We start from the raw sequence: 4,178 nt of genomic DNA, 5'->3' as shown, positions 1-4,178 counted from the left end.
CGGCGATCACGCCCAGGGCGATGAGCGCGACGAGGATGCCCGCGAGGACGTACATGGACACCGTCCACGCGCCGGTCCCGTCGCGCAGCACGCCGAACGCGAACGGTCCGGCGGCCGAGATCAGGTAGCCGATGCTCTGCGCCATCGCGGACAGCTTCGCGGTGTCGGCGGCGGTGGCGGTGCGCAGCGAGATGATCACCAGGGCCAGCGGGAACACGCACATGCCGGTGCCGATCAGCACCACCCACAGGCCGGGCGCGGCGACCGGCGCGATGGCCAGGCCCAGGATGCCCGCGATGGACAGCGAGCCGAGCAGCACGACCAGCCAGGACTGCGAGCCCCAGCGGGTGGCCAGCGGCGGCACGACGAGGCTGACCGGGACGCCGAGCACCATGGTGATCGCCAGCAGCATCCCGGCGGTGGTCCGGTCGACGCCGGAGTCGGCCATGATCTGCGGCAGCCAGCCCATGACGGTGTAGGCGAGCAGCGACTGGAGCCCGAAGAAGACGGTGATCACCCAGGCCAGCGGGCTGCGCAGCACGGAGGTGCGGCGCTGCTGGACGGGGTGGGCGCCACGGGCGGGCGCGGCGCCGGAGGCGGCGGGGACTGCGACGGCGGGGGCCGCGCCGTGGCGGGCGCTCGCGGACCACACCAGCAGGGCGGCGGTCGACAGCAGCGCCCAGGTGGCGGCGGCGAGCTGCCAGGAGCCGAGCGCGGTCTCCAGGGTCGGGGTGAGGGCGGCGCCCACGGCGGCCCCGGCGGCGAGCGCCGCGGTGTAGACGCCGGTCAGGAACCCGACCTTGTCCGGGAACGACTCCTTCACCACGACCGGGATCAGCACGTTGCACACCGCGATGCCCGCGCAGGCGGTGAACGTGCCGCCGAGCAGCACGGCAGGGCCGTCCAGGACCCGCAGGACCAGGCCGAGGGTGAGCACGACCAGCGACGCGCCGACCGCGCGGGCCATGCCGAAGCGGCGGCCCAGCCACGGGGCGGCGAACGCGGCGACGCCGAAGCAGACGGTGGGCACGGCGGTCAGCAGGCTGGTCCACGCGGTGGTGGCACCGAGGGAGGCGCGGACGTCGCCGAGCACGGAGGCCAGGCTCGTGACGGCGGGGCGCAGGTTCGCGGCGGCGAGCGCGACGCCGACCGCGAGGAGGGTGCTGCCGACCAGCGCGGCGCCCCGGTTTGGCCGCGGTGCGGGGGCGGGTTCGGCCGGGGGCGCGGTGGCGGGTGCGGCAGTCGTCGGATCAGCGGTGGTCTGATCAGCGGCTCCGGTGACCGGATGTGTTCCCACCGTCGCGTCGTCACCCGGATCGGTGGCAATGTGGACGGACACGGGAATTCGGTCTGGCGGGATTTGCTGGATCGACACTCGGTTACTATCGCAGACATAGGATGTTTGGATGAAAGGATGCCGCTGTGCCGTTGGCCACTACTCGACGGGCGGGCCTCGTCGACCAGGTGATCGACCAGATGAGGGGGGCGATCGCCAGCGGTGAATGGCCGGTCGGCCGGCGCATCCCCCCGGAGCCGGAGCTGGTGACGGCGCTGGGCGTGGGGCGCAACACCGTGCGGGAGGCGGTGCGGGCGCTGGCCCACGCCGGGCTGCTGGAGGTCCGCCAGGGCGACGGGACGTTCGTGCGCGCCACGAGCGAGCTGTCCGGGGCGGTGCGCAGGCTGTGCGGCAGCGAGCTGCGGGACGTGCTCCAGGTGCGGCGGACGCTGGAGGTCGAGGGCGCGCGGCTTGCCGCGACCCAGCGCACCGAGGAGGAACTGGCCCGGCTGGAGGTCGCGCTCGCCGAGCGGGACTCGGCGCTGGCCGCGAAGGACTGGGAGCGGCTGGTCGAGCGGGACGCGCAGTTCCACGAGCTGCTGCTCCAGTGCTCGCACAACACCCTGCTGGCCGAGCTGTACCAGGGTCTGACCGAGGCGGTGCGGGCCAGCATCGACGCGACCGTGCGCACCGCGCCGGACGACGACGACCTGTCCCACGAGGGCCTGCTCCAGGCGATCCGCGACGCCGACCCGGCGCGGGCGGCGCTGGAGGCGGGCGGGTTCCTGGAGGAGCTGCTGGAGCGGCACGGGGAGTAGCGGGCGGCGGTCGCCCACGAGGGGTTCGCGCGCACGGGCGGGAGCGCCGCGCGCGGATCACCCGCGCGCGCTCTCACCGCCGCGCCGGGACCACCCCGCTCTCACTGCGGCGCCGTCACCGCCGCGCCATCAACCCCGCACCGTCACCCCCGCACCGTCAACGCTGCGCGATCAACCCCGCGCCGTCACCGCCGCGCCATCACCCCCGCGTCGGGACCCACGCCTCCCAGACCTCCCGCAGCACCTGCGCCACGGCCCCGATCGCGGGTCGCCTGGCCGCCTGCGCGCGCCACACCACGAACACCCGCCGGGTCGGCCGGGGCTCGAACGGCACCGCGCGGACGCCCTCCGGCAGCGCGCCCCTCCCCAGCCTGGGCAGCAGCGCCACCCCCACCCCGCGCTCCAGCAGCGCCAACTGGGTCTCGTACTCGCCGACCCGGTGCGCCAGCAGCGGCTCGACGCCCTCCGCCCGGAACGCGTTGACCAGCCAGTCGTGGCAGATCGTCCCCTCGGGCTGGCAGATCCACCGCTCCCCCGCCAGGTCCGCCACCCCGACCGCCGCGCGCCCGGCCAGCCGGTGCGCCGACGGCAGGAGCACGTCCGCGTAGTCCTCCCCCAGCCGCACCCGCGTCAGCGACTCGTGCACGGGCAGCGGCGCGTTCACCCAGTCGTGGGCCACGGCCAGGTCCAGCTCACCGCGCGCCACCGCGCCGATCGCCTCCGGCGGGTCCTGCTCGACCAGCCGCGCGTCCAGCTCCGGGTGCCGCACCGCGAGCTCCGCGAGCGCGGGGGGCAGCAGCCCGCGCGCGGCGGTGGAGAACGCGCCGATCCGCAGCTCCCCCACGACCTGCCCGCGCTGCCGCTCCAGCGCCACCTCGACCCCCTCCACCAGGGCCAGCACCCGCTCGGCGGTGTCGACGAGCAGCAGCGCCGCGTCGGTGAGCACCACCCCGCGCCCGCGCCGCTCCAGCAGCACCGCGCGGGTCTCCCGCTCCAGCTTGGTGATCTGCTGGGACACCGCCGACGGCGTGTACCCCAGCGCCGAGGCCGCGGCCCCGACCGAACCGTGCCGCGCCACCGCGTGCAGCGCCCGCAGGCGTCCCAGGTCGAGCATTCAGCAATGCTAAACCCCACGCTTCAGAACTTAGCTCTGGTGCTAAACGATTGGCCGGGCTGAGACTGGCGGGCGTGAAACCAGCCCACTCCGCCGTCGCGGTGCTCGTCGCCGTCATCTGGGGCGTCAACTTCGTCGTCATCAAGGTCGGCCTCGCCGAGTTCCCGCCACTGCTGTTCTCCGCGCTGCGGTTCCTGCTCGCCGCCGTGCCCGCCGTGCTCTTCCTGGGCGGGCCGCGCGTGGCGTGGCGGTGGGTGTTCGGCGTGGGGCTGGCGCTGGGCGTGGTGAAGTTCGGCCTGGTGTTCACCGGGATGCACGCCGGGATGCCCGCGGGCCTGTCGTCGCTGGTGCTCCAGAGCCAGGTGGTGTTCACCGTGGTGCTGTCGGCGGTGGTGCTGGGCGAGCGCCCGCGACCGGCGCAGGTGCTGGGCCTGGCGGTGGCCACGACCGGGTTCGTGGCGATCGCGCTGGACTACCGGGTGTCGAGCCCGGTGTCGGCGCTGCTGCTGGTCGTGGGCGGGGCGCTCGCGTGGGGCGTGGCGAACGTGCTGACCCGCAAGGCCCAGTCGCCGGACTCGCTGCGGTTCATCGTGTGGGTGAGCGCGGTGGCCGTGCTGCCGCTGCTGGCGCTGTCGCTGCTGGTCGAGGGCCCGGAGGCGGACCTGGCGGCGCTGCGCGGCGCGGACTGGGCGGGCGTCGGGTCGCTGCTGTTCGTGGCCTGGGGGTCGACGCTGCTCGGCTTCGCCCTGTGGGGCTTCCTGCTGCGCACCTACCCCGCGCCGCGCGTGGTGCCGTTCGCGCTGCTGGTGCCGGTGGCCGGGATGCTGTCCGGCTGGCTGCTGCTGGACGAGGAGGTCACGGCGGTCCGGCTGGGCGCGGCGGCGCTGGTGGTGGCGGGCATGGGGGTGGCGACGCTCACCCGCCCGCGCCGCCGCGCCGAACCGGTCGTGGCGGCCGTGCCGGTGTAGCC

4 protein-coding genes are annotated in these 4,178 nt (G+C 75.1%); 2 read left to right on the top strand and 2 right to left on the bottom strand.

Going from position 1 to position 4,178, the window contains the following annotated elements:
- On the bottom strand, nt 1-1,339 hold a 1,339-nt coding region (locus ACTUAL_RS30490; RefSeq protein ID WP_440902651.1), incomplete at its 3' end, for an MFS transporter.
- An 83-nt stretch (nt 1,340-1,422) separates the two neighbouring features.
- Here ACTUAL_RS30490 and ACTUAL_RS30485 point away from each other — a divergent pair.
- Nucleotides 1,423-2,094, top strand: a complete 672-nt coding sequence (locus ACTUAL_RS30485) for a FadR/GntR family transcriptional regulator (protein WP_015804574.1) — start codon at nt 1,423-1,425, stop codon at nt 2,092-2,094.
- Between the two features lie 199 nt (nt 2,095-2,293).
- Here the strand turns inward: ACTUAL_RS30485 and ACTUAL_RS30480 are convergent, their stop codons facing one another.
- Nucleotides 2,294-3,208: a LysR family transcriptional regulator gene (locus tag ACTUAL_RS30480; protein WP_440902650.1), complete on the bottom strand. Its 915-nt coding sequence runs from the start codon at nt 3,206-3,208 to the stop codon at nt 2,294-2,296.
- A 74-nt stretch (nt 3,209-3,282) separates the two neighbouring features.
- On the opposite strand from ACTUAL_RS30480, the gene ACTUAL_RS30475 reads away from it, so the two are divergent.
- Entirely contained in the window at nt 3,283-4,176 is an 894-nt protein-coding gene (locus ACTUAL_RS30475; protein ID WP_440902649.1) for an EamA family transporter, read from the top strand.
- The last annotated feature ends 2 nt before the right edge of the window (nt 4,177-4,178 follow it).

It is taken from the genome of Actinosynnema sp., from assembly GCF_052038725.1.
The sequence above is the reverse complement of the archived record's forward strand: the minus strand, read 5'-3'. Positions and strand labels throughout refer to the sequence as shown.

Excerpts from the sequence above, each read along its gene's own strand:
- ACTUAL_RS30480 (WP_440902650.1), bottom strand. The coding sequence starts at position 3,208 with ATGCTCGACCTGGGACGCCTGCGGGCGCTGCACGCGGTGGCGCGGCAC.